The sequence below is a fragment of the Janthinobacterium sp. SUN073 genome (assembly GCF_030397665.1).
GTDB lineage: Bacteria > Pseudomonadota > Gammaproteobacteria > Burkholderiales > Burkholderiaceae_D > Janthinobacterium.
Genome location: NZ_JAPUBT010000001.1, coordinates 1,512,817 through 1,538,040 on the forward strand (window position 1 = coordinate 1,512,817; position 25,224 = coordinate 1,538,040).

Genomic DNA, 25,224 nt, shown 5'->3' on the forward strand with positions numbered 1-25,224 from the left:
TGGAGGGCCGCTCCATTTACGAGGAAATCCCATGCCGTCTGGAAAAATTCTTGTTGCCCAGGGAGGCGGCCCCACCGCCGTCATCAACCAGTCGCTGGTGGGCGTGGTGCTCGAATCGCGGCGCTTTCAACATGTCACGCGCGTGTATGGCGCGCTGCACGGCGTACGCGGCATCATCAATGAGGAATTCGTCGATCTGACGCAGGAAACCAGCCACAACCTGGAACTGGTGGCCGCCACACCGTCCTCGGCCCTCGGCTCCACGCGCGACAAGCCTGATATTGCCTACTGCCAGCAAATCTTTGAAGTCTTGCGCGCGCACGAGATCGAGCATTTCTTTTACATCGGCGGCAATGATTCGTCCGATACCGTGCGCATCGTCAGCGAGGAAGCGCACAAGGCTGGCTATCCGCTGCGCTGCATCCACATCCCGAAAACCATCGACAACGACCTGGTCGGCAGCGACCACACACCGGGCTTTCCCTCGGCCGCGCGTTTCGTCGCGCAAGCGTTCGCCGGCGCCAACCTCGACAACGCGGCCTTGCCCGGCGTCTACGTGGGCGTGGTGATGGGCCGCCACGCGGGCTTTTTGACGGCCGCCTCGGCGCTGGGCAAGAAGTTCCCCGACGATGGCCCGCACCTGATCTACCTGCCCGAGCGCGTCTTCGTGCTGGAGCAATTCCTTGCCGACGTGAAAGCCACATATGAAAAATACGGCCGCTGCGTGATCGCCGTCTCGGAAGGCATCCACGATGCCTCGGGCGAACCGATCGCCAGCCTGCTGGCCAAGCAGGTGGGCAATGAAGTGGAACGCGATGCGCACGGCAATGTGCAATTGTCCGGCACGGGCGCGCTGGCCGACCTGCTGTGCGACGAGATCAAGGCGAAACTGGGCATCAAGCGCGTGCGCGGCGATACCTTCGGCTATCTGCAGCGCTCCTTCATCGGCTGCGTCTCCGATGTCGATCAACGCGAAGCGCGCGAAGTGGGCGAAAAGGCGGTGCAGTTCGCCATGTGGGGCGACCGCGACGGCTCCGTCGCCATCAAGCGCACGGGCTTTTATTCCGTCGACTACGAGTTGCTGCCCCTTTCCGACGTGGCGGGCAGGACGCGCACCATGGAAGACGAATTCATCAGCGCCAGCGGCACGGACGTGACCGATGCTTTCAGGCTGTATCTGCGCCCGCTGCTGGGTTCGGGCATGCCCGATGCCTTCCGCCTGCGCGCGGCGAAAGTAGCGAAGGTGCTGAAACCCTAGCTGGACTCCGCCAGCAGCAGCGGCCGTAGTTTCACGGCCGCTTCCTTCAACTGTGGCACGTGCTGCAGCAGCTGCTCCACGGACTTTCTCGCCACGGGCGCGTGGCAGGCCACGGCCGCCACGATGCGCCCGTCGGCGGCGCAGATGGGCACGGCCACGGCCACCATGCCGTGCACGAATTCCTCGTCGTCGATGCCGATGCCCAGGCGGGCGATGCGCACGATCTCGCGTTCCAGCAGCACCGGGTCCGTGATGCTTTTCGGCGTGCGCGCCTCCAGGCTCAGCATGGCCAGCAATGCGCGCCGCTCCAGCAGGGTCATGTGTGCCAGGAATAATTTCCCGCTCGCCGTGCAATGCATGGGCGCGCGCGTGCCGAGCACCAGGTGCAGGCGCAGCGGTTCCTGCGTTTCCACCCGGTCCACATACACGATCGCATTGCCTTCGGGAATGGCGAGATTGCAGGTCTCGCCCGTGGTCGCCACCAGGCTGCCCAGGATGCTGCGGCTCACGCGGATCAGGGCATTGTTGCGCAAGGTCGCCAGCGCCAGGTTAGTCGAAGCGGCACCGGGTACATAGCCGCGCCCCACGGGCGTGCGCAGCACATAGCCATGTTGCTCCAGCGTATCGAGCAGGCGCATCATGCTCGCTTTCGGCACCTGCATGCGCGCCGCCAGCTGCGACAGGGTCAAGGGCTGGCTGGCGCTGGCCAGGTGCTCGATCAGGCGCAGCACGCGCAAGCCACGCGCCTCGTCGCCATGGCTGGCCGCCGCGCTGGCAGCCACCACGCCGCCCGCCGAGCTGTCTTCTTCGGCCTCGGCCTGCCGTTTTTGAAACGTATCCTGCATGTTCTGTTTCACCTCTCGCGTATGCGGCTGTTTCCGCTTGTCCCGGCGCTGCTCGTCTTTTATAAATGGAACCAGACGTTCCAAAACATCAAATAAAAGACCAGTGTATCGCAGAAATCGCCCGCAAAGGCAAGCGATACCACCAACGCGGGAGACCAGGGCAATGTCACAAACACACTACGATTACATCGTCGTCGGCGCCGGTTCGGCCGGCTGCGTGCTGGCCAACCGCCTGTCGCACGACAGCAACAACCAGGTACTGCTGCTGGAAGCGGGCGGCAAGGACAACAATCCATGGATACACGTGCCGGTCGGCTATTTCAAGACCATGCACGATCCCAAGCTGGACTGGTGCTACCGCACGGAAGCGGACGCCGGCATCGCCGGGCGCCAGTTGCAATGGCCGCGCGGCAAGGTCCTGGGTGGCTCCAGCTCGCTCAACGGCTTGCTGTATGTACGGGGCCAGAAAGAAGACTACGACCGCTGGGCCGAGCTGGGCAATGCAGGCTGGAGCTATGCCGAGGTGCTGCCCTATTTTAAAAAATCGGAAGACCAGGAACGCGGTGCCAGCGATTACCACGGCGTCGGTGGTCCCTTGAAGGTATCGGACCTGCGCCTGCGCCGCCCCATCGCCGAACATTTTATTGCCGGCGCCACGGAAAGCGGCATCCCCTTCAACGCCGATTACAACGGCGCCACGCAGGAAGGCGTCGGCTACTTCCAGCAGACGGCCAGCAAGGGCTTGCGCTGGAGTACGGCGAAAGCCTTTTTGCGTCCGGCGCGCAAGCGCGCCAACTTGCGCGTGGAAGTGCGCGCGCAGATCACGCGCGTGCTGTTCGAGGGCAAGCGCGCCGTCGGCATCGAATTTCGGCAAGATGGCCAGCTGCGCCAGGCGCGCGCCAGCGGCGAAGTGATTTTATGCGCGGGCGCCATCGGCTCGCCGCATATCCTGCAATGCTCGGGCGTGGGGCCGCGTGCCCTGTTGGAAGAGGTGGGCGTGCCTCTGGTGCACGACTTGCCCGGCGTGGGGCAGAACCTGCAAGACCATTTGCAGATCCGCCTGGTCTTCAAGACACGGCTGAAAACCCTGAACGATGAAGTCAACAGCCTGTGGGGCAAGCTGTGGGTGGGCATGCAATATGTGTTTTCCCGCTCCGGCCCACTCACTTTGGCGGCCAGCCAGGTGACGGTGTTTACCAAATCCTCGCCCGAGGTGGAGCGGCCCGACATCCAGTTCCACATGCAGCCGCTGAGCGCCGACAAGCCGGGCGAAGGCGCGCATCCGTTTTCAGCGTTTACCTCGTCCGTGTGCCAGCTGCGCCCGCACAGCCGTGGCCACGTCTCGATCAAGTCCGCCGATCCCCTCGCCTATCCGGGCATTTATCCCAATTACCTGTCCGACCCGCGCGACCAGCACACTGCAATCGCCGCCCTGCGCGTGGCCCGGAAAATCGCCGCCGCCCCGTCGCTGGCGCCGCACATCATTTCCGAGTTCGTGCCCGGCCCGCAATTCGAGACGGACGCGCAGCTGCTGGACGCGGCGCGCCGCTTCAGCCAGTCGATCTACCACCCCAGCGGCACCTGCAAGATGGGCCACGACGCCATGGCCGTCGTCGATGACCGCCTGCGCGTGCACGGCATGCAGAACCTGCGCGTGGTCGACGCCTCGATCATGCCGGAAATCGTCTCGGGCAATACCAACGCGCCCACCATCATGATCGCCGAAAAAGCCGCCGACATGATCCTGGCGGACGCCGTGCGCCTGCCCAGGGCCGCCTAGCCAACGCCCCGTCCACTTCCACCGACAAGGAGGATGCCAGCGGCGGGCAGACGGCCCCGCCTCCAATGACCCGGCGACAAGCCAGGCATCAAACACATAATCGATATCGATTGGAGACTAGATATTATGGATAACAATCCGAACCATCCGAAAAAGGCCAAAGAGCTGCGGAAAGTCGTGATGGCCAGCGTGATCGGCGCCACCATCGAGTGGTACGACTTCTTTTTATACGGCGTCGTCGCCGGCATCGTGTTCAGCAAGCTGTATTTCCCGGGCGGCGATCCGCTCGTCTCGACCATGCTGGCCTATGGCACCTTCGCCGTGGGCTTTTTGTCGCGCCCCATCGGCGGCGTGATCTTCGGCCACTTCGGCGACAAGATCGGCCGCAAGAGCATGCTGGTGATGACCCTGATGATCATGGGTGTCTCCACCTTCCTGATCGGCGTGCTGCCGACCTACGACCATATCGGCTACTGGGCGCCCGGCCTGCTGCTGTTCCTGCGCGTGCTGCAGGGCATCGGCCTCGGGGGCGAATGGGGCGGCGCCGTGCTGATGGCGTACGAATACGCGCCGCCGAAAGAGCGCGGCTTCTACGCCAGCCTGCCGCAGATCGGCCTGGCCATCGGCCTGTGCCTCGCGTCCGGCGTGGTGGCGATCCTGTCGTACACCCTGACGGATGCGCAATTCCTCGCGTGGGGCTGGCGCGTCGCCTTCATTTTATCTGCGGCCCTGGTCTTCATCGGCATGTGGATACGCTTGAACGTGATGGAAACGCCGGAATTCCAGGCGGTGAAAGAGAAGAACGCGGAGACGCAGATTCCATTTTTCGACCTGCTGAAGCGCTATCCGGGCAATGTATTAAAAGGCATGGGCGCGCGCTATATCGACGGCGTGTTCTTCAATATCTTCGGCGTGTTTTCCATCACCTATCTGACCAACACCATCAAGATCGCCCGCACGGAAGCGCTGATGGGCGTGATGGCGTCGGCCGTCGTGATGTGCTTTTGCATCCCGTTCTTTGGCCGCCTGTCGGATCGCATCGGCCGCAGCAAGGTGTTTTTCTGGGGTGCATTGATCACGGGCGTGTCGGCCATTCCCGCCTTCTGGATCATGCTGCACCACGCCGACAATCCGCTGCTGCTGTGGTGTTCCGTGATCATCCCGCTGGGCGTGCTGTATTCGGCCGTGTACGGCCCGGAAGCGGCCCTGTTCTGCGACCTGTTCGACGCCAAGGTGCGCTACACGGGCATCTCCTTCGTGTACCAGTTCTCCGGCATCTTCGCCAGCGGCCTGACGCCCATCATCGCCACCTACCTGCTGAAAACGGGCAATGGCGAGCCGTGGCATATCGTCGGCTACATCCTGTTCGCCTCCCTCGTCTCGGCCGTCAGCGTGGCCATGATCGGCAGGGGCGGCGCGCAATCGGAAGGCCGCATGAAGACGGCGCACGCAAGGTAAGACCTCCGGACGTAAAAAAAGGCAGGCCTCTCGCGAGTGCCTGCCTTGTTTGTTCAAGCTGAAGCTTAGATCACGATAGTCTGGTGCTCGTCGCCCACGCGCGCGCGGATGGTGCCGATGCGCGAGACGCTTTCGCCAGCCGCTTGCAATTGCGCGATGGCGGCGTCCGCGTTTTCCTGCGAAACGATGACGGTCATGCCGATGCCGCAGTTGAAGACGCGGTGCATTTCGGCGTCAGCCACGCCACCGTGCTGTTGCAGCCACGTGAACAGCGGCGGCATGGTCCACGATTTCGAGTCGAGCTCGGCCACCAGGCCAGGCTGCAGCACGCGGGGGATGTTTTCCACCAGGCCGCCACCGGTGATGTGCACCATGCCTTTGACTTCCATGGCGTCCATCAGTGCCAGCAGCGGCTTGACGTAGATGCGCGTCGGCTGCATCAGCACGTCGGCCAGCTTGCGGCCGTGGAAGTCGCCTTCCAGGTCCGGCTTCGCCACTTCGATGATCTTGCGCACCAGCGAGTAACCGTTCGAGTGCACGCCCGACGAGGCCAGGCCCAGCACCACGTCGCCCGGGGCGATCTTGGTGCCGTCGATGATTTTCGATTTTTCCACGGCGCCGACGGCAAAACCTGCCAGGTCGTATTCGCCGGCAGGGTACATGCTCGGCATTTCCGCCGTTTCGCCGCCGATCAGCGCGCAGCCCGCCTGTTCGCAACCCTGGGCGATGCCCTTGATGACGTCGGTGGCAATCGCCACGTCCAGCTTGCCGCAAGCGAAATAGTCGAGGAAGAACAGCGGTTCGGCGCCTTGCACCAGGATGTCGTTGACGCTCATGGCGACCAGGTCGATGCCGACCGTGTCATGGCGGTTCAGTTCGAACGCCAGGCGCAATTTGGTGCCGACGCCGTCGGTGCCCGAGACCAGCACCGGTTCCTTGTACTTCTTGCTGATTTCAAACATGGCGCCAAAACCGCCCAGGCCGCCCATCACGCCTTCGCGCAGGGTGCGCTTGGCAAACGGCTTGATTGCTTCGACTAAAGCGTCGCCTGCGTCGATATCGACGCCAGCGTCACGGTAGGAAAGGGAAACATTAGAAGTCTGGTTCATGGTGTGGTGGCAGCGGAGGCGGTAAAATAGAAGGCGGATACCCGCCGGCACGCGCGCGCAACTATGTTTTTCAACATCGTGCGGCAGGACGCCAGCGGGTGAATTCGGTCGATCAAGACGCTATTTTATCAAACTGCCCCGCCATTTCGTAATTAACTGCCTTTTTTTAACGCAACAGCACAAACTACATGCCATTCGCCATCACCGCCGAGCAGAAGCAAACAGCATTTTGGATCGCGGTCTGGCTGGCATTCTTGCTGCTGCTCGTCAGCCTGGGCCCCATCCTGACGCCCTTCCTGGCCGCCGCCATCCTCGCCTACGTGCTCAATCCTGGCGTGGACCGCTTGCAACGCCTGCATTACAAGCGCTTTTACGTGCCCCGACCGCTGGCCGTGCTGGTCGTCGTGGTGTTGTTTTTCCTCGCGATCACGGCGCTGGTGCTGATCGTGGTACCGGTATTGCAGAAGGAAATTCCCCTGCTGCAAGCGCAGATCCCGCAGTTCCTGAACAAGGCGAATGATTTCCTGGCGCCAAAACTGCGCGACCTGGGCATCCGGGTACGGCTCGACGGCACGGGCATCAAACGCATGCTGAGCCAGCAGATGGCCACCAGTGGCGATGAAATCTGGAGCACGGTACTCGCCTCGGCGCGCATCGGCGGCACGGCCGTGCTGGGCTGGCTGGCCACCGTGGTGCTGATTCCCGTGGTGCTGTTTTATTTGTTGCTGGACTGGCATCCGATGCTGGCGCGCATCGCCGGCGCCGTGCCGCGCCGCTGGGTCGGGCGCACGGTGGGCATGGCGCAGGAAGTCGACACCCTGCTGGCGCAATACCTGCGCGGCCAGCTGCTCGTCATGCTGGTACTGGCCACGTATTACTCGGTGGCGCTGGCCATCGCCGGTTTTGAAGTGGCATTGCCTGTCGGCATCATTACGGGCTTGCTGGTGTTCATCCCCTACCTGGGCTTCGGCCTGGGGCTGATGCTGGCGCTGATCGCCGCCCTGCTGCAGTTTGCCGACTGGAGCGGCGTCATCGCCGTGGCCGTCATCTACGGCTGCGGCCAGGTCATCGAAGGCTTTTTCCTCACGCCGCGCCTGGTGGGCGAGCGCATCGGCCTGAACCCGCTGGCCGTCATCTTCGCCTTATTAGCTTTCGGACAATTGTTCGGTTTCGTCGGCGTTTTACTCGCTTTACCCGCTTCTGCCGTGCTGATGGTCGCTTTTAAGCATCTAAGACGCCACTACCTGTCCAGCAGCTTCTATAATACCTAGTAAAAGCGGATATCATATCAACCTGACAATACCACGATGCACAAGCAGTAATGAAAAACAGGACAAGGCGTACGCCATGAAACAACTGGTGCTCGATTTAGGCACAGACCAGGCGCACAGCCTCGATACCTTCGAGGTGGGACAGAATGCCGAAGTGGCGCAGCTGATGCGCCAGTTCGCCGCGCGCACGTCGCGCGAACATTTTGCCTACCTGTGGGGCGAACTGGCCGCCGGCAAGAGCCATCTGCTCAAGGCCCTGGCCAGCACCGAGCGCGCGCGCTATATTTCGCCGTTCTCGATCGAGTCCGAATTCGTGTATTCGCCCGACGTCGACCTGTACCTGCTCGACGACTGCGAAAAGCTGTCGCCGCTGGCGCAGATCGACGCGTTTGCCCTGTTCAATGAAATCCGCGCCAACAAGGCCTATATGGTGTGCAGCGGCGCCGTGCCGCCGGCCGTGCTGCCCGTGCGCGAAGACTTGCGCACGCGCATGGGCTGGGGCCTGATCTATCAAATCCACGGCTTGACCGACGATGAAAAGATCGCCGCCCTGACCCAGGCGGCCACCACCCGCGGCTTGACCTTGTCGCCGGGCGTGTTACCCTATCTGCTGTCCCATTTCCGGCGCGACATGCGTTCGCTGTCGACGATGCTGGACTCTCTCGACCTCTACTCCCTTGAAACCCAACGCCCGATCACCTTGCCATTGTTGCGCGAGTTGCTGCAGGCGGAAGCGAAAGAATGATGAATCTGGCCCTGTTTGACCTCGACCACACCCTGCTGCCCATCGACTCGGATCACGAGTGGGGCGAATTCCTGGTACGCATCGGTGCCGTGGACGCCGCCGAATTCACCCGCCGCAACGACGAATTTTTCGCGCAATACCAGGCCGGCACGCTCGACCCGGTGGAATACCTGGAATTTTCCCTCGGCACGCTGGCGCAGTTCCCGCGCGAACGCCTGGAAGCGCTGCACCGGCAATTCATGGCCGAAGTGGTCTTGCCGGCCATCCGCCCCGAAGTCGTGGCCCTGCTCAAGCAGCACCAGGATGCGGGTGATTTGCTGGCCATCGTCACGGCCACCAACCATTTCATCACCAAGCCCATCGCCGATGCGCTGGGCGTCGAGCACCTGCTGGCCGCCATGCCCGAATATGACGCTGCAGGCAACGTCACGGGCAAGCTGCTGGGCACGCCGACCCTGGGCGCGGGCAAGCTGACCCACACCCACGCCTGGCTGGAAAAGATGGGCAAGGAACTGGGGCAGTTCGAGCGCAGCTATTTTTACAGCGATTCACACAACGACATACCCTTGCTATCGGTCGTGACCCACCCTGTCGCGACCAATCCCAACACCGCTTTGAGCGCACACGCATCCCTCCACGGCTGGCCATCACTCCATTTATTCAATGATTAAAAAATTCATCCGCAAGATCCTCGGCGTTAAAAAAGAGGCAGCGCGCGACACCACGGCACCCATCGTGCTCGGTCCCGCGCAACACGGAATCGACCCGAAACTGGTGTCGTCGAATGCCATCCGCGTCACCAGCAGCCTGCAGGAAGCGGGCTTCGAGGCCTTTGTCGTCGGCGGCGCCGTGCGCGACCTGCTGCTGGGCGTCAAACCCAAAGACTTCGACATCGCCACCAACGCCACGCCGGAACAGGTCAAGCGATTGTTCCGCCGCGCCTTCATCATCGGCAAGCGCTTCCAGATCGTGCACGTGATGTTCGGCCAGGATTTGCTGGAAGTGACGACCTTCCGCGGCGCCGGCGCCGACTCCGCGCCCAAGGATGAACATGGCCGCGTCCTGCGCGACAATACCTTCGGTCTGCAGCACGAAGACGCGCTGCGCCGCGACTTCACCATCAACGCCATGTACTACAACCCGGCCACGCAGGAAGTGCTCGATTACCACGGCGGCGTGGAAGACATCCGCGCCAAGACCTTGCGCATGATCGGCAAGCCGGAAGAGCGCTACCGTGAAGACCCCGTGCGCATGCTGCGCGTGGTGCGCTTCGCCGCCAAGCTGAAATTCACCATCGAGCCGCATACGGCCGCGCCGATTCCCATCATGGCGCCGCTGATCAACAATGTGCCCGCGCCGCGCGTGTTCGACGAGATGCTGAAGCTCCTGATGAGCGGGCACGCGCTGGCCTGCCTGCAGCAGCTGCGCAAGGAAGGCTTGCATCACGGCTTGCTGCCGCTGCTCGACGTGGTGCTGGAACAGCCGCTGGGCGCGAAATTCGTCACCCTGGCGCTGGACGCCACGGACCAGCGCATCGCCGCCGGCAAGACCGTCTCGCCGGGCTTCCTGTTTGCCTCGCTGCTGTGGCACCAGGTGCTGGAAAAATGGACGGCCTACCGCGCCGCCGGCGAGTCGACCATCCCCGCGCTGCACCTGGCGGCCGACGACGTGCTCGACTCGCAAACGGAAAAGCTGGCCCTGCAGCGCAAGATCGGCTCCGACATGCGCGACATCTGGTCGATGCAGCCCCGCTTCGAGCGCAGAGTCGGCAAGGCGCCACATAAACTGCTGGAACACCTGCGCTTCCGCGCCGGCTACGACTTCCTGCTGCTGCGCTGCGCCTCGGGCGAGATCGACATGGAGATCGGCGAATGGTGGACCGCGTTTTATGAAGGCGACGAGGAAACGCGCGAAGCGCTGCTCGTCAGCGCGAATGCCGCGCCGGGCGCCGTCAAGAAGAAGCGCCCGCCACGCCGCAGTACACGCAGCAAGACGGGTACAGGCGGCTCGACCACCGGCAGCAGCGGCGACGAATAATGGTCGTCATTGCTTACATCGGCATCGGGGCCAACCTGGGCGATGCGCGCGCGAATGTGCAGGATGCGATTGCGCGCCTGGCGCGCCTGCCCGGCGCCAGCTTGCTGGACGCCTCGTCCAGCTACCGCACGGCGCCCATAGCTTCCAGCGGTGACGACTACATCAACGCCGTGGCGCGCATCACGACCAGCCTGCCGGCCGAAGAGCTGCTGCTGGCGCTGCACGCCATCGAGGCGGCGCACGGGCGCGAACGGCCTTACCGCAACGCCCCGCGCACGCTGGACCTGGACTTGCTGCTGTACGGCAATGAACGGATCGCCAGCGCCAGCCTGACGGTGCCGCATCCACGCATCACCGAGCGCGCCTTCGTGCTGGTGCCGCTGCTCGAACTGGCGCCCGCCGTCGTCGTGCCCGGCCTCGGGGCGGCGCAGGACTACCTGGCAAGCGTCGCTGACCAGGCCATCAGCCAGCTCTGAGCCGTCTCGCTCGCATCCTCTACAATGCCGCTCCTGCAGCGCGCCGCATAAAGTACTACACTAGCGGCGTCGCAATCGCATCACCCCCCTTTCACTCTAGAGAATACCTATGTCCGCTTATTTGCAAGGAACAGATCTGGCCGCCAAAGACAAGGCCGCCACACCGGCGCCGGCGCCGGCGCCATCCAAGCCTGTCGCCAACAAGGCCGTGACCATCCACACCCTGGCCACGCTGCGCGCCGCCGGCGAAAAGATCACCATGCTGACCTGCTATGACGCCAGCTTCGCGTCGCTGATGGACCGCTGCGGCGTGGAAATCCTGCTGATCGGCGATTCGCTCGGCATGGTCTGCAATGGCCACAACTCCACCCTGCCCGTCACCGTGGCCGAACTGGCCTACCACACGGCATCCGTGGCGCGCGGCAGCAAGTCGGCCATGATCCTCGCCGACCTGCCGTTCGGCGCGTATGGCACGCCCGAGACAGCCTATGCCAACGCCGTCATTCTGATGCAGGCTGGCGCGCACATGATCAAGATCGAAGGCGGCGCCTGGCTGGCCGAGATCGTCCGCTTCCTCACCGAGCGCGGCATCCCCATCTGCGCCCACATCGGCCTGACGCCGCAATTCGTGCACCAGCTGGGCGGCTACAAGGTGCAGGGCAAGAGCACGGAAAGCGCCACGGAGCTGAAGAACGACGCGCTGACGCTGCAAAACGCGGGCGCCGCCATCGTGCTGATGGAAGCCATGCCGTCGCAGCTGGGCAAGGAAGTGACCGAGATGCTGACGATACCGACGATCGGCATCGGCGCCGGTCCCGACTGCTCGGGCCAGGTGCTCGTCATGCACGACATGCTGGGCGTCTTCCCAGGCCGCAAGGCGCGCTTCGTGCGCAACTTCATGGAAGGCGCGGCCAGCATCGACGACGCCGTCATTGGCTACGTCAAGGCCGTCAAGGATGGCAGCTTCCCGGCGCTGGAACACTGCTTCTGATGCTTTGATTGGAGTTCGTGGGTGTTCGCTGAACCCATAGCAACTACCGGGGTCAGACCCTCAGGGTCTGACCCCAGCCCTTCGTTTTGGGTTATCTGTATTTACCCCACCTGTATCCAAGTCGTCTTCAATTCCGTGTACTTGTCCAGTGCGTGCAATGACTTGTCGCGCCCGTTGCCCGATTGCTTGTAGCCGCCGAACGGCACGGTGATGTCGTCGCCGTCGTACTGGTTGACGTGCACGGTACCGGCGCGCAGGGCGCGCGCCGTCTGGATCGCCTTGCTGATGTCGGAGGTCCACACGGCCGCCTGCAAGCCGTACGGCGTGGCGTTGGCCTGTTGGATGGCGTCGGCGATATCCGTAAAGCCCAGCACCGACAAGACGGGGCCGAAGATCTCTTCGCGCGCGATCGTCATGCCGGTATCCACGCCGAAGATGGTCGGCTGCACGTAATAGCCACCCGTCTCAAGGCGCACGGCCTCGCCGCCACCGAGCAGCTGCGCGCCTTCGTTCTTGCCGGCCGCGATATAGCCCATCACCGTGTTCATCTGCGTGGCGTCGACAATCGCGCCCATGACGGTGGCTTCATCGAGCGGGTCGCCCGGCTGGAAGCGGGGCAGCATGGCCAGCGCCTTGGTGACAAATTCTTCCTTGATCGATTCTTCCACGAACAGGCGCGATGGTGCGTTGCAGCTTTCGCCCTGGTTGAAGAAGATGGACCCGACGGCGGCTGCCACGGCCTTGTCCAGGTCCGGGCAATCGGCGCAAACGATGTTGGCGGACTTGCCGCCCAGTTCCGTCCATGCCCGTTTTAAATTCGACTGGCCCGCCATCTGCACGATCAACTTGCCCGTGCGCGTGGAACCCGTAAAGCCGATGCAATCGACATCCATGTGCAGCGCCAGCGCGGCGCCGGCTTCATTGCCGTAACCTGGCAGCACGTTGAAGACACCCGCCGGTACGCCCGCCTCCAGCGCGATGTCGGCCAGGCGCAGCGCCGTCAGCGGTGATTTTTCGGACGGTTTCAATATCACGCTGTTGCCGGCTGCGAGGGCGGGCGCGATCTTCCAGGCGGCCATGATCATCGGGTAATTCCACGGCACGATGGCGGCGACGACACCCACCGGTTCGCGCGTGATCAGGGCCAGGCTGTTGGCCGGGGTCGGCGCGATTTCATCGTAGACCTTGTCGATCGCCTCGCCATACCAGCGCAGGCAATTGGCCGTGGCGCCCACGTCCACGCTCTGGCTGTACTTGATCGGTTTACCCATGTCCAGCGTTTCCAGCAGGGCCAGCTCGGGACCGTATTTCTGCACCAGGTCGGCGAACTTGATCAATATCCGCTTGCGCTGCGCGGGCGACTTGCCTGCCCAGCGGCGGTCATCGAAGGCGGCGCGCGCGGCCTGCACGGCCGCGTCCACGTCGGCGCCATCGCAGCGGGCCACCTGCCCCAGCAGACGCCCATCGATGGGCGACAGATTGTCGAAAGTCTGGCCGGACCTGGCCGCGACCCGCTCGCCGTTGATGAAGGCGCGTCCATCGATCGCGAGCGCTGCGGCCCGTGCATGCCAGCTGGTGTTTTCCGTCATGGTCATCTCCTGTGTCAGTGTAAGAGCAGCTTACTCCTGGTCTGCCAAATAGGCCGCAGACAGTTGCTTGCGGCGCTGCCGGTCGGCGCGCGCCAGCAGCACGGCATACACGATGACGGCGAGCGTCACCACCAGAATCGTCAGCGCGGCGATGGCATTCACACGCGGATCGAGCCCCAGGCGCGCGCGCGAGAAGATCACCAGCGGCATCGTCGTCGAACCGGGGCCGGACAAAAAGGCCGACAGCACCACGTCGTCGAGCGACAGGGTGAACGTCAGCAACCAGGCTGAGGCCAGCGCCTGCGTGATGTTCGGCAGGGTCACGAGAAAGAACACCTGATGCGCGCGGCAACCCAGGTCCATCGCCGCTTCGGCCAACGATTTACTCATCTCCTGCAGGCGCGACTGCACCACCACGGCCGCATACGCCATGCCCAGCAGGGTGTGACCGAACCACATCGTCAGCACGCCCCGCTCGGGGAAACCGAAGACCTTTTGCATGGACACCAGCATCAGCAGCAGGGACAGGCCGATGATCACTTCCGGCATCACCAGCGGCGCGCTGACCATGGATGAAAACAGGGTGCGGCCGCGGAAGCGCTGGTAATTGGTCAGCGCAAAGGCGGCAAACGTGCCCAGGATGACGGACGAGGTGGCCGACATGAAGGCGATTTTCAATGACAGGCCGAAGCCCGAGATGATCTGCGTATCGTTCATCAACTCGCTGTACCAGCGCAGTGAAAAGCCGCTCCACACCATGTCCTGGCGCGAGCTGTTGAACGAGAAGACGATCAGCACGATGATGGGCAGGTACAGGAACAGATAGCCCAGCGAGAGCCAGCCGCGCCCGAACCAGCGCTGCAGGAAATTACGTCCGTTCATGTGCGCTCCTCCGCGTCCTGGTCCGTCTTGTATTTGTTAAAAATGGCCATCGGCACGAGGATCAGCAAGACCACCAGCACCGTCACGGACGAAGCCATGGCCCAGTCGTTATTCGTGAAATATTCATCCCACAGCACGCGGCCGATCATCAACGTTTCCGGTCCGCCCAGCAGCTCGGGAATCACGTATTCGCCCACGGACGGGATGAACACCAGCATGGCGCCGGCGATGATGCCCGATTTCGACAGCGGCACCGTGATGCGCCAGAACGCCTGCAAGGGCGTGGCGCCCAGGTCGGCCGCCGCTTCCAGGTAGCGCATGTCCATTTTCACCAGATTCGCATACAGAGGCAGGATCATGAACGGCAGGTAGGCGTACACCATGCCGACCACCAGCGAGAATGAGGTATTCATCATGTGCAGCGGTTCCTGCACGATGCCCAGCACGAGCAGCAGGTCGTTGAGCAAGCCGTGGTTGGCCAGGATGCCCTTCCACGCATACACGCGCAGCAGGAACGAGGTCCAGAACGGCAGCATCACCAGCATCATCAGCACGGGCCGGATCGACGGTTTGGCGCGCGCCATGAAATAGGCGAACGGGTAGCCGATGAACAGACAGATGGCCGTGGTGATGGCCGCATACTTGATGGAACTGAGGTAGGTGAGCAGATACAGTTCATCGGCGGCGATAAACAGGTAGTTGGCAATTTTGACCTTCAGCACAACGATGCCGTCGACGTACGACAGCAAGCCGCCGAACGGGCTGCCCGCCGTGTCCATGTCGGACAGGCTGATGCGCAGCACGATCAGGAAGGGAACCAAAAAGGCGGCCGCGAGGAACAGTGACGGCACGGCGATGACGGCGTTGCGCCCGGTGACCCAACGCAGCGTGACCAGGCTGCGCAGCGATTGCAGAAGGGACGTCATGATGGCCTCAGCTGGTCAGCACGACGATGTCGGCGCCATCCCACCAGACCCACACGCGCTGTTCGCGCTCCAGGCGCGCGGCGTCGTGGCGGGCCGCGTTGGTGCGCGAGACTTTCACCACCGTGCCGCTGTCGAGGCGCACATGGTAGCTGGTTTCATTGCCAAAATACGCCATGGCGACGATCACGCCCTGGGCGCAGTTGTAGCCATGTTCCGCTGGCGACGCGCGCTCTTCCAATGTCGGTGGCTCGATCTGGATGCCGATTTTTTCGGGGCGCACGGCCACCGAAACATCCATGCCCAGATTACCCGTGATGCCATGCGCGACATAGTGCTCGCCATCGGGCGTGGCGATCACCACGTGATCGGGCTCGTCTTCCGTGATGCGCCCGTCGAACAGGTTGACGCTGCCGATGAAATCGGCGACGAAGCGGCAGTTCGGCGTCTCGTAGATTTCGCCCGGCGCGCCCACTTGCAGGATGCGCCCTTCGCTCATGACGGCGATGCGCGTGGCCATGCTCATCGCTTCATCCTGGTCATGCGTGACCATCACGCAGGTGACGCCCACCTGCTCGATGATGTTGACCAGCTCCATCTGCGTGCGTTCGCGCAGTTTTTTATCCAGCGCGCCCAGCGGCTCGTCGAGCAGCAGCAATTGCGGCCGCTTGGCCAGGCTGCGCGCCAGCGCCACGCGCTGCTGCTGCCCACCCGACAACTGGTGCGGCTTGCGCTTCGCGTACTGACCCAGCTGCACCAGCGCCAGCATCTGCTCGACCCGCGACGCCACTTCCGCTTTCGGCAAGCCGTCGCGGCGCAGACCGAAGGCGATGTTGTCCCACACGGACAGGTGCGGGAACAGCGCATACGACTGGAACATCATGTTGATGGGACGCTGGTGCGGCGGCACATCGACGATGCTGTTGCCCGCCAGGGCGATGCGGCCCGATGTCGGCGTCTCGAAGCCGGCCAGCATGCGCAGCAGGGTCGACTTGCCGCAACCTGAACTGCCCAGCAGGGCGAAGATCTCGCCCTGGTTGATCGTCACGGAAATATCATTGACGGCGCGCACGCCATCGAATTCCTTGACCAGCTGATCAATCAGCAAGAAAGGCGCTGGGGCGTCGCTGGCCGACGCGGCTGGTGTTGCTATCGTCATGTGGGTGCTTTGGGTAAGAGGGTCTCAAAATGAAAAACTGGCCACTACAAGAGCGGCCAGGATGGAAGTTTAGCGGAACTGCCGCGATTCTGGTCCAAAAAAACTTGAGTTAGCGTCTATTTGGGTGAAAAACTGACACCACCCCCAGAGCAAACCCCGGGGTCGTACCCTGAGGGTACGACCCCAGCCCTTGCGTTTGGGTTCAGCCAGAACCTACACCCAGCCCTTCGCTTTCACATCCGCATACGTCTTGTCCAGGCACACGCGTATCAGGCCCACCATTTCATCGATCTGCGCGCGCGTCATCACCAGCGGTGGGGCGACGATCATGCGTTCGCCCACGGCGCGCATGATGACGCCATTGTCGAACATGTGGCCGCGGCAGATCATGCCCACGCCCTGGCCCTCCTCGAACAACTCATTCTCATGCACGGTGGCGCCCTTCTTGCGCACCAGGTTCAGGCCCGCGACCAGGCCGCAGCTGTCCGCATAGCCGACCAGCGGATGCTCGCCCAGGCTGGCGAAGCACTGTTTCAGGTACGGCCCCGTATCCTCGGCCACCTTGGCCACCAGCTGTTCTTCCTCGATGATGCGGATGTTTTCCAGCGCGGCCGCACAAGCGACAGGATGACCCGAATAGGTAAAGCCATGCGTGAATTCGCCGCCCTGCTCGATCAGCACCTTGGCCACCCGATCCCCCACCAGCACCCCGCCCAGGGGCACATAGCCCGAAGTGACGCCCTTGGCAAAGGTGATCAGGTCGGGCTTGATGCCGAACAGCTCGGAGCCGAACCAGCGCCCCAGGCGGCCGAAACCGCAGATGACTTCATCGGCGATCAGCAAAATGCCGTACTTGTCGCAGATGCGCTGGATTTCTGGCCAGTAGGTGCTTGGTGGGATGATCACGCCGCCGGCGCCCTGCACCGGTTCGCCGATGAAGGCGGCCACCTTGTCGGCGCCGATCTCGAGGATTTTTTCTTCCAGCCAGCCGGCCGCTTTTACACCGAATTCCTCGGGACTCAATCCGTGGCCCGATTCCAGGTAATTGGGCTGGCCGATATGCGCGATGCCCGGTATCGGCAAGCCGCCCTGCGCATGCATGCCATCCATGCCACCCAGGGACGCCCCCGCCACCGTGCTGCCGTGATACGCGTTGTGGCGGCTGATGATGGTGTGGCGCTCCTGGTAGCCGAGGATGTCCCAGTAGCGGCGCACCATGCGCAAATTCGTGTCGTTGCCTTCGGAGCCGGAACTGGTGAAGAACACGTGCTGGAACTGCGGCGGCGATATTTGCGCCAGCTTGGCCGCCAGTTGCGCGGCCGGCACGTTGGTCGTGCCAAAGAAGCTGTTATAGAACGGCAGCGTCTCCATTTGCCGGTACACGGCTTGCGAGATCGAGGTGCGTCCATAGCCCACGTTGACGCACCACAGGCCCGACATACCGTCGACGATCTTCTTGCCCTGGCTATCCCACAGGTAGACGCCATCGCCGCGCACGATCACCCTGGCGCCTTTCGATGCCAGGTCCTGGAAATCGGTGAACGGGTGCAGGTAGTGGGCCGTATCCATTTTCTGGATGGCGTTTGTATCGTACACCTGCGGCATCGCGTTTTTCTGCGCCACGGAAGATACAAAAGCGGCGCTCGGCGCCAGCGGATTGTTGGTTGTGCTCATGCGTGTTCCTTTTAAACGTGTAATAACAGGTGTTCGCGCTCCCACGGACTGATGACCGTCATGAATTCCTGGTGCTCCAGGTCCTTGATGGCCGCATACACGTCGATGAAGCGCTCGCCCAGCACCGTGCGCAGCTTGTCTTCCGCACGCAGCAGTTGCAGGGCTTCGGGCAAGCCTTGCGGCAGTTCGAACTTCATGTCGTAGGCGCTGCCCACCATCATCGGCGTCGCTTCCAGCTGCTCAGTCATGCCCAGATAGCCGCAGGCCAGGGTCACGGCCAGCGCCAGGTACGGGTTCGCGTCGGCGCCGATGATGCGGTTCTCCACGCGGCGGTCCTGCACGCCCGACTCGGGCACGCGGAAACCCACCGTGCGGTTGTCCAGTCCCCATTGGATATTGATCGGTGCGGCCGTATGGCGCACGATGCGGCGGTAGGAATTCACGTAGGGCGCGACGATGGCCATGGCCGACGGCATATAGCGCTGCAGCCCCGCGATGTAATGCTTGAAGATGGGCGCGGCCGAACCGTCGTCGTTGCTGAAGATGTTCAGGCCCGTCTTCGCGTCGACGACGCTCTGGTGCACATGCATGGCGGACCCTGGTTCGCCGGCCATGGGCTTGGCCATGAAGGTGGCGTACATATCGTGCTTCAAAGCCGCTTCACGCAGGGTGCGCTTGAAGAAGAAGACCTTGTCGGCCAGGCCCAGCGGGTCGCCGTGCAGGAAGTTGATTTCCATCTGCCCTGCGCCGATTTCGTGGATCAAAGTGTCGACGTCGAGGTTCATCAGTTCGCAGTAATCGTAGATATCCTCGAACAGCGGGTCGAATTCGTTGACGGCGTCGATGCTGTACACCTGGCGGCTCGTTTCGGCCCGGCCGCTGCGCCCGATGGGCGGCTTCAGCGGCAAGTCGGGATCCGTGTTTTTCGCCGTCAGGTAGAACTCCAGCTCCGGCGCCACCACGGGCTTCCAGCCCTTGTCCGCATACAGTTTCAGCACGCGCCGCAACACGGATCTTGGCGCAAAATCGACCAGCATTCCATCGGAAAAATAGCAGTCGTGGATCACCTGCGCGGTGGGATCGGTAGCCCATGGCACCATGGTGATCGTGGTGGGATCGGCCTTCAAGATCATGTCGCGGTCGGTGCTGGAAATGGCGCGGTCATAGCCGCCATCGTCGACCGGGTAATTGCCCGTCACCGTCATGCCCAGCACCGCTTCCGGGATGCGCATGCCGCGCTCCTGGGTGAATTTCCCGCGCGGCAGGATCTTCCCGCGCGCCACGCCCGTCAAGTCGGGCACCAGGCATTCAATTTCCGTGACGCGCTTTTCATTGAGCCACAAATCCATATCCGTATAGGTGAAATTTTCGCGTATTGCCATGTTTCCCTCTCGCTGGTCTTGCGCTTTTCCTGATCAAGCGCCGCGTACTGCGGGCGGCGCGCCTGTCATCCCGTCCTGTCATTCTTTTTTTCTGTGCTGCTGTTCCTGGTAATCGCAGCAAGCCTGGCCAAAGGCGCCGAACAACCGCATCGACTGCGGATTGTCTTCCACCTGCCATTCCGGGTGCCATTGCACGGCCAGCGTAAAACCGGTGGCGCTGGCCACCGTATAGGCTTCCACAAGGCCGTCGTCGGCCAGGGCGTCCACCAGCAAGCCATCAGCCAGCCGGGCGATGCCCTGGCCATGCAGGGAATTGACCATCATTTCGCTCTCGCCGCCCAGCAGCCGTGACAGCAGGCCGTCCGGCATCAACTTGATGCGATGCGCGGGCGCGTACTGGCGCGCCAGGGGATCGAGCACATTCTCGCGATGGTCCATCATGCCCGGCACCGCATGCACGGCCTGGTGCAGGCTGCCGCCCAGGGCCACGTTGACTTCCTGGAAGCCGCGGCAGATGGCGAGCAAGGGCAGCTGGCGCGCCAGCGCGGCGCGGATCAGGGGCAAGGTGGTGGCGTCGCGCGCAGGGTCTTGCGGCAGGTCGGGGTGGAGAATTGCTTCGCCATACAGGCGAGCGTCGACGTTCGAGGCGGAACCGGTCAGCATGACGCCATCGGCGACCTGCAGTGCCGCGTGCAGGTCGGCGTCCAGGCCCAGCGCGGGCAACAGCAGCGGCATGCAGCCGGCGCCGCGCAGCACGGCGTGCAGGTATTTATCCTGCGCCATGTGCCAGGCGTGGCTGCCGAGTTGGCGCTGGCAGGCGGGGACGAGAACGATGGGACGGCGCATAGAGTGCTACCTCGCTGGCGTGACGATCCAATGACAGCGCCATGACAGCGCTGCCGCTCGCTACACTGTACAGCAGAGCCGGTGGAGGCGACCACACTGATGGGCGTGGCCAGCGGCGGCACACATCGCCTACACTACGACTTTGCGATATAGCTTTTATTAAAATCATCATATGCCCGTCCGGCGCCAAACACCAGCGCCACCGGCAAAGTCCCCTTACTTTCCCATGCACCCATACCGTTTTCCAGCCTGCCGAAACTCCTTTTTCACCCTGCGGGGGCAATCATGAAGCACATGCCATGGCGTGACTTCTTTGCCCTCGTGGTCAGCATCGGCGTGGTCGGCCTGGGCCTGGGCGCGACCATGCCGCTCACCGCCTTGACCCTGCACCAGCGCGGCGTGGGCACGGACATCATCGGCATGATCACGGCCGTCAGCGCGCTCGGCATCCTGGCCGCTTCGCCATTCGTCTCGCGCTGGGTGGGGCGCTTCGGCGCGCGCGCCACCATGCTGGGCGCGGTGTGGGTGGCGTCACTGGCGACGATCGCCATGCAGTTCACCGATCATCTGCTGGCGTGGAGCGTGCTGCGTTTCCTGTTTGGCGGCGCCATGGGCGTGCTGTTCACCATCGGCGAGGCGTGGGTGAACCGCCTGGCGCCCGACAATTCGCGCGGGCGCGTGGTGGCCATGTACACCACCAGTTTTACCTTCTTCCAGCTCATCGGCCCGGCCCTCGTGGCGCTGTTCAACGACAAGATCAGCTGGAGCTTCGCCGCCTGCGGCCTGCTGTTTTTGCTGGCAGTGCCGGGCCTGATGCTGATCTCGAACAGCGGCCCGGAAAGGGAGCCGGAAGAACACGGTGTGAAGTGGACCTTGATCCTGCCGCGCATGCCGATGATCGTGCTGGGCGCCGCCTTCTTTGCCCTGTTCGACACCCTGGCATTGAGCCTCCTGCCCCTGTATGCGATGGAGCACGGCATCAGCACGGACCTGGCCCTGCTGTCGGCCACCGTGGTGCTGGTGGGCGACACGGGCCTGCAATTCGCGCTGGGATGGATGGCCGACCGCTTCGGCCGCGCCAAAGTGCACGCGGCCTGCGGCGTGGCCGTCTGCCTGCTGCTGCCGCTGCTGCCATTTGCCGTCGGCACGCCGTGGCTGTGGTGGACCTTGCTGCTGTTGCTGGGCGCGGCGGCGGGCGGCATCTACATGCTGGCGCTGGTGGCCTGCGGCGAACGCTTTACGGGCCTGTCGCTGACCAGCGCCAGCGCCATCGTCAACGCCACCTGGGGCGTGACCAGCGGCGGCGGTCCCCTGCTGACGGGCGTGCTGATGCAATCGGTAGGCGTGAACGCCCTGCCGGCCGTGATGTGGGTGTGCTGCGCCATTTTCGTGGGCAGCGCCGTGTGGGAACGCAGGAAGGGGATCGTCTAGCGTTTTTTACTTTTTCTCCAGCCGCTGCCGCAGCTCCTCGGCCACCGGATAGTCGGGATAGGCTTGCCGGAACGCGGCCCATTCCTCCTGCGCCAACGCCGCTTCGCCCGCCTTGAGCAGGGCGTCGATCTTCACCAGCCACACGGAAGCGTCAAGCTTTGCCGGCGGCGGCAACGGCGCCGACTTTGCTGCGATGGGAGCGGGCATGGCCAGCGCGCGCTGCACCGGTGCCTGACGCCGCAGGCTCGATTCGGCCTGCATGGCGGCTTGCTGCTCCATCGCCTCCCGCATTGCCGGGGGAGGTGGCGGGGCCGGAGGCGCTGGCGCGGGTACGGATGCTGGCGCCGGCTCGGCTTGCGCCGGCGACCTCGGTGCGGCCTTGGCCATGGCGCGCGGTGCTGGCGGTAGTGGCGCAAACTCAGTCTCAGGTGCGGCGGCCGGTGCAATGACCGGTGTGGCTGCCTGCATCACCTCCTGCGTGACCGGTTCCCCGACCACGGGAAATTGCGCCGGCTTCGAGCCGAACCAGTCCACGCCGATCAGGTTGACCGTCAGCAGCACGGCCGCCGCCAATCCCAGCGGAATGCGCCAGCGCTGCAGGTAGTCGGGCGCCTTCTTGACGGGCAAAGTGCGCAGCACGCCATCGGCGCTGTCGTTGGCCGCTGCCGGCTGGTGCAAGGCTTTTTCCGCGTCGGCCAGAATGGCGGCATCGAGCGCGCTGGAAGGCGCGGGCTGCGGCAGGCTGGCCAGCAGTGCCTTCAATTCCTCGTCATTCGGTTCGTCGTGATCTTGATCGTGCGTATTCATGCCTGTCCTCCCGCGCTGTCCAAGCCCGCGCGCAACTTCTGCATGGCGTAGCGCAGCCGGCTCTTGACGGTTTCCGCTTCCGCCCCCGTCACCACGGCGATCTCGAGGATGCTCATGCCGCTGAACTGCTGCAGCACCAGCGCTTCCTTTTGCTCGGCCGGCAGCGCCGCGATGGCCGCATGCAGCAGCGCATGCTGCTGTTTCTGCTCCAGCGACTGCGGCGGCGATGCGCCCTCGTCGGCCAGCTCGCCTGCTTCCCCTTGTTCCTGCCCTTCCCGCTGGCGCAGGAGATCGATCAGGCGGTTGCGCGCGATCTGGTACAGATAGGTGCGAAACGCCGCCTGCGGCTGGTAGCCCGTGCGCGCCGCATGCAGGCTGGCCCACGCATCCTGCACGATCTCGTCGACCCACGCGCGGCGCGGCGCACGCCATGCCACGAAGCGGTACAGGCCCTGGCTATGGCGCCGGTACAATTCGCGAAACGACGGCAGGTCGCCGGCGCTGTAGCGCAGCATCAGTTCTTCATCCGTGGCAGTGAGTAATGTGTCGGGCATGCGAAGCAGTGTAGCCGAACTGCGCGGCAGCGACAATTCCCCTACTCCTTCAGCGTACAGTCGGCGCAATGGGCGCATAGCTGATGCGGCGTACTTCACGGATCTGTCCATCCTTGAGCGCCCCTTCCACCACTTCATAGCCGAGCAGGGCGAAGACCCGGCCCTGCAGGAACAGGGGCCGCGCATTGCCATACCAGTCCACGCAGGATGCGCGGCAACCATCGTCCGCCGCTGATAATTGGACCGGCCGCGCGGCCAGCGCCCCCAGTTCCGTCAATGTCAAACCACTGTTGCGCAGGTACAGGACGGAGGCGGCCGGCCGGCTTGATCCTGGCCGCTCGTCCGCGCCCAGGATGGGCAGGCCGATCATGCCCTCGCTGGCCGTGTGCGGCTTGTAGAAAAAGCCGTGGCTGCGCGACTCGCCCTGCGCCGCATCGGCGCGGATGTAGCGCGTGGCAATCGCCGCCTGCGTCCCCAGGCGGATGCTGCTGAAGTGCAGATCCTTGCCCTGCGCGCCGATCACCACGGCGTCATTGCCCAGCGCTTCGATGCGCTCCACGCCGTGCGGCAGGGACAAGGCTTGCACGCTGCCCGCATCAGCCCAGCGCACGGCATACAGGGGCTGGCGCGGCCATGCCTGATCCGCCTTGCGGCGTCCGGGATTGCCCGGATTGCCGTACAACAGATACGGCCCCACATAGCGGTTCTGCAGACCGTAACCGCCACCACCGGGCAACGCCTGGTAGCTGCTCGCGGGCGCACTGTCGCGGCCATCGGAAAACGACGTCAATGGCACGCGCAGCAGGGCCATGTCGCCGCGCCCGCGCGTGCCATCCCACATCGCGTCGCCCTGGCCTTCGGCGCGCAGCAGCACGTTCAGGTGGCCGTCAGCGCTTTCCAGGAACGAGAACTGGTCGACGGGAGCGCCCGCCACCTTCAGGGCGCTGGGCGCCGAACCATCGAGCGGAATGCGGAACACGCCCGAGTCGCTGCCCCGGCGCGTAGTCCACACGAAAACGGATTCGCCCGACACATAAAACACGCGGCCCTGCGGCCCCATCACGGCGGTCGCTTCGCAACGCATGTCGCGCTGCGCCAGGTCGCACACGGTGACCGTGTGCAGGGTCAGACCAAAGCCCGGTTCAGGCTCTTCATCGGTGCGGTAGATGCGCGTGGCAGGGGCGATGCGCTTGAAATCGGACGGCACGGCGTCGGGCCGCCAGCGGCGCAGCGCGGGAAAGCCGCCAAACGGATCGCCCCGGCGCAAGTTCAGCGACAGGGGCGAATAGAACACCAGTTTGCTGCCGATCAGGCGGCTGGCGTAATTGCGCGACGAGTAATAATCGTTGGAGCGCAAATGGTAGGTCGAGCGGTAGGCCAGTTTGCCATCCGCATCGATGTCGAACAGGCCGATTTCCGTGCCGCCACGGCTGTAGCTGTAGCCGATCACCACCAGCGTATCGCCGTCGATCAGCATCTCGTCATACCAGCTGCCCGACGGGTCGCTGCCCGGCGCATACGCATCGAGCGAGGACACCGGCTGCAAGGCATTGCCCCCCACCTGCACGGTGAACAGCTTGCCACGCCTGAGCATCACCAGGTGCTTGCCATGCAGCTTGACGATGCCGCCTTCGTCCACGCCCGCCGTCTGCACATTGGTGACCGATTCCGCCGCTTCCGCCGATGCTGCTGGCGCAGCCTTGGCCACCATCGGCGCGGGAGGGGCCGGCAGCGCCGACATGGACTGCGCGGTGGCGCGCTGCAGTTTCTGCTGCTCCTTCTGCAGTGCCGCCTGGCGCGCCTGCAGTTGCTGCAGGTAGCTGCTCAAGGCCTGCTCGCTGGCGAACGGCGCCAGGGTTTTCCTTGGCGCCGTGTCGGCGGCATGGCTGCCTGCCGACAGCAGCAGGGACAGCATCAATGTAATTTTAAGGGCGCTGGGCATCGCTTCTTCTCCGGTTGGCTGGGGTGTCCAACATGAAACGCAGCGGCGCAGAAAAAGGGGTTAAG

Annotated in this window: 22 protein-coding genes; 10 read left to right on the forward strand and 12 right to left on the reverse strand. The window is 63.6% G+C overall.

Annotated features, from left to right (window positions below):
* Nucleotides 1–31: 31 nt before the first annotated feature.
* A complete protein-coding gene (locus tag O0882_RS06880; RefSeq protein WP_289946372.1) occupies nt 32–1,258 on the forward strand; it encodes a 6-phosphofructokinase in 1,227 nt (408 codons plus the stop codon).
* Here the strand turns inward: O0882_RS06880 and O0882_RS06885 are convergent.
* Nucleotides 1,255–2,103 carry an IclR family transcriptional regulator gene (locus tag O0882_RS06885; protein ID WP_289946374.1) on the reverse strand — a complete coding sequence of 283 codons (849 nt, stop codon included), beginning with the start codon at nt 2,101–2,103 and terminating at the stop codon, nt 1,255–1,257. The genes O0882_RS06880 and O0882_RS06885 overlap by 4 nt on opposite strands.
* Nucleotides 2,104–2,266: 163 nt before the next feature.
* Here O0882_RS06885 and O0882_RS06890 point away from each other — a divergent pair, with 163 nt between their 5' ends.
* Together O0882_RS06890 and O0882_RS06895 are read left to right on the forward strand one after the other, a co-directional pair.
* On the forward strand, nt 2,267–3,883 hold the full coding sequence (locus O0882_RS06890) for a choline dehydrogenase (RefSeq protein WP_289946376.1): 1,617 nt from the start codon (nt 2,267–2,269) through the stop codon (nt 3,881–3,883).
* Nucleotides 3,884–4,009: 126 nt separating this feature from the next.
* The gene (locus tag O0882_RS06895) at nt 4,010–5,341 is read left to right on the forward strand and encodes an MFS transporter (protein ID WP_289946377.1); all 1,332 of its coding nucleotides are present in this window, start codon (nt 4,010–4,012) and stop codon (nt 5,339–5,341) included.
* A 65-nt stretch (nt 5,342–5,406) separates the two neighbouring features.
* Here O0882_RS06895 and purM read toward each other — a convergent pair whose 3' ends face one another.
* Complete coding sequence (gene purM, locus O0882_RS06900) at nt 5,407–6,450, reverse strand: phosphoribosylformylglycinamidine cyclo-ligase (RefSeq protein WP_289946379.1); 1,044 nt, start codon at nt 6,448–6,450, stop codon at nt 5,407–5,409.
* A 188-nt stretch (nt 6,451–6,638) separates the two neighbouring features.
* On the opposite strand from purM, the gene O0882_RS06905 reads away from it, so the two are divergent.
* From O0882_RS06905 to panB, 6 genes are all read left to right on the forward strand, one after another.
* On the forward strand, nt 6,639–7,721 hold the full coding sequence (locus tag O0882_RS06905; RefSeq protein WP_133989202.1) for an AI-2E family transporter: 1,083 nt from the start codon (nt 6,639–6,641) through the stop codon (nt 7,719–7,721).
* 76 nt (nt 7,722–7,797) lie between these two features.
* Nucleotides 7,798–8,466, forward strand: coding sequence for a DnaA regulatory inactivator Hda (gene hda / locus O0882_RS06910; protein ID WP_034788687.1), 669 nt, complete (start codon nt 7,798–7,800; stop codon nt 8,464–8,466).
* Nucleotides 8,466–9,137 (forward strand): HAD family hydrolase, encoded by a 672-nt coding sequence (locus O0882_RS06915; RefSeq protein WP_116746131.1) that lies wholly within the window; start codon nt 8,466–8,468, stop codon nt 9,135–9,137. Before hda ends, O0882_RS06915 begins: the two co-directional genes overlap by 1 nt.
* Nucleotides 9,130–10,503: a polynucleotide adenylyltransferase PcnB gene (gene pcnB, locus O0882_RS06920; RefSeq protein ID WP_289946382.1), complete on the forward strand. Its 1,374-nt coding sequence runs from the start codon at nt 9,130–9,132 to the stop codon at nt 10,501–10,503. Before O0882_RS06915 ends, pcnB begins: the two co-directional genes overlap by 8 nt.
* Nucleotides 10,503–10,979, forward strand: coding sequence for a 2-amino-4-hydroxy-6-hydroxymethyldihydropteridine diphosphokinase (gene folK, locus O0882_RS06925; RefSeq protein WP_289946383.1), 477 nt, complete (start codon nt 10,503–10,505; stop codon nt 10,977–10,979). Before pcnB ends, folK begins: the two co-directional genes overlap by 1 nt.
* Nucleotides 10,980–11,088: 109 nt before the next feature.
* Complete coding sequence (panB, locus tag O0882_RS06930) at nt 11,089–11,970, forward strand: 3-methyl-2-oxobutanoate hydroxymethyltransferase (protein WP_289946386.1); 882 nt, start codon at nt 11,089–11,091, stop codon at nt 11,968–11,970.
* A 101-nt stretch (nt 11,971–12,071) separates the two neighbouring features.
* On the opposite strand, the gene O0882_RS06935 is transcribed toward panB, so the two are convergent.
* The 7 genes from O0882_RS06935 to O0882_RS06965 all read right to left on the reverse strand — a co-directional run bounded on the left by O0882_RS06935 (nt 12,072) and on the right by O0882_RS06965 (nt 20,425).
* Nucleotides 12,072–13,559 (reverse strand): aldehyde dehydrogenase, encoded by a 1,488-nt coding sequence (locus O0882_RS06935; RefSeq protein ID WP_289946389.1) that lies wholly within the window; start codon nt 13,557–13,559, stop codon nt 12,072–12,074.
* A gap of 30 nt (nt 13,560–13,589) precedes the next feature.
* Complete coding sequence (locus O0882_RS06940) at nt 13,590–14,441, reverse strand: ABC transporter permease subunit (RefSeq protein WP_289946391.1); 852 nt, start codon at nt 14,439–14,441, stop codon at nt 13,590–13,592.
* Nucleotides 14,438–15,367: an ABC transporter permease subunit gene (locus O0882_RS06945; protein WP_289946394.1), complete on the reverse strand. Its 930-nt coding sequence runs from the start codon at nt 15,365–15,367 to the stop codon at nt 14,438–14,440. The genes O0882_RS06940 and O0882_RS06945 overlap by 4 nt, the downstream gene beginning before the upstream one ends.
* Nucleotides 15,368–15,374: 7 nt before the next feature.
* Complete coding sequence (gene potA / locus O0882_RS06950; protein WP_289946396.1) at nt 15,375–16,523, reverse strand: polyamine ABC transporter ATP-binding protein; 1,149 nt, start codon at nt 16,521–16,523, stop codon at nt 15,375–15,377.
* Nucleotides 16,524–16,736: 213 nt separating this feature from the next.
* Entirely contained in the window at nt 16,737–18,128 is a 1,392-nt protein-coding gene (locus O0882_RS06955) for an aspartate aminotransferase family protein (RefSeq protein WP_289946870.1), read from the reverse strand.
* A gap of 80 nt (nt 18,129–18,208) precedes the next feature.
* The gene (locus tag O0882_RS06960) at nt 18,209–19,579 is read right to left on the reverse strand and encodes a glutamine synthetase family protein (RefSeq protein WP_289946398.1); all 1,371 of its coding nucleotides are present in this window, start codon (nt 19,577–19,579) and stop codon (nt 18,209–18,211) included.
* A 78-nt stretch (nt 19,580–19,657) separates the two neighbouring features.
* The gene (locus O0882_RS06965) at nt 19,658–20,425 is read right to left on the reverse strand and encodes a gamma-glutamyl-gamma-aminobutyrate hydrolase family protein (protein WP_289946400.1); all 768 of its coding nucleotides are present in this window, start codon (nt 20,423–20,425) and stop codon (nt 19,658–19,660) included.
* A gap of 285 nt (nt 20,426–20,710) precedes the next feature.
* On the opposite strand from O0882_RS06965, the gene O0882_RS06970 reads away from it, so the two are divergent.
* A complete protein-coding gene (locus tag O0882_RS06970) occupies nt 20,711–21,856 on the forward strand; it encodes an MFS transporter (protein WP_289946403.1) in 1,146 nt (381 codons plus the stop codon).
* Nucleotides 21,857–21,862: 6 nt separating this feature from the next.
* On the opposite strand, the gene O0882_RS06975 is transcribed toward O0882_RS06970, so the two are convergent.
* The 3 genes from O0882_RS06975 to O0882_RS06985 are packed head-to-tail and all read right to left on the reverse strand — an operon-like array spanning nt 21,863 to nt 25,159.
* Nucleotides 21,863–22,663 carry a hypothetical protein gene (locus tag O0882_RS06975; RefSeq protein WP_289946406.1) on the reverse strand — a complete coding sequence of 267 codons (801 nt, stop codon included), beginning with the start codon at nt 22,661–22,663 and terminating at the stop codon, nt 21,863–21,865.
* Complete coding sequence (locus O0882_RS06980; protein WP_289946408.1) at nt 22,660–23,217, reverse strand: sigma-70 family RNA polymerase sigma factor; 558 nt, start codon at nt 23,215–23,217, stop codon at nt 22,660–22,662. Before O0882_RS06980 ends, O0882_RS06975 begins: the two co-directional genes overlap by 4 nt.
* Nucleotides 23,218–23,266: 49 nt before the next feature.
* On the reverse strand, nt 23,267–25,159 hold the full coding sequence (locus O0882_RS06985) for a beta-propeller domain-containing protein (protein WP_289946410.1): 1,893 nt from the start codon (nt 25,157–25,159) through the stop codon (nt 23,267–23,269).
* Nucleotides 25,160–25,224: the final 65 nt, after the last annotated feature.